This window comes from Acetomicrobium sp. S15 = DSM 107314 (genome assembly GCF_016125955.1).
GTDB classification, from domain to species: Bacteria; Synergistota; Synergistia; order Synergistales; family Thermosynergistaceae; genus Thermosynergistes; species Thermosynergistes pyruvativorans.
The window spans coordinates 1-400 of the sequence record NZ_JADEVE010000362.1 but is presented as its reverse complement, the minus strand read 5'-3'; the positions used below and the strand labels follow the sequence as shown (position 1 = coordinate 400).

At 51.0% G+C, this 400-nt stretch carries 1 protein-coding gene; it reads right to left on the bottom strand.

All coding sequences use genetic code 11. The features are described 5' to 3' along the window. Positions 1-400 (bottom strand): MFS transporter (locus EZM41_RS11070; protein ID WP_232619329.1); only part of this gene is annotated, 400 nt, incomplete at both ends.

Below are 400 nucleotides of genomic sequence, written 5' to 3'. Positions count from 1 at the left end.
GCCTTTATATCGTTGGCGTTAGACTCCGTTATCATGCCTTCCAAAGCCGCGGGAATGAGCACGTCGACATCCACCCTCAACAAGTCTTCGCCGGAGATCGTCTCACTACCGGGGAAACCTACCACAGAGCGGGTCCTCAGGTTGTGTTCTTTTACTTTAACTTTCTTTCCTTCAGTTAAATAAAGATCTGCCTTGAGTTCGTCTATTTTATAACCGGCAAGGTCTAAGGACTTGGCATTGACCTTGACATCACCTGAAAGTGCCCACAACGCTGCCACTACAGCCATAACGGCGAAGACGAAAAACGGCGCCCTTATCCCCCACAGCTCAGCGACAAACCCTCCGAGGGTCGGCCCAAGTCCTGCACCAAGCAGGATCGAACCCTGGTAAAAACTCATCA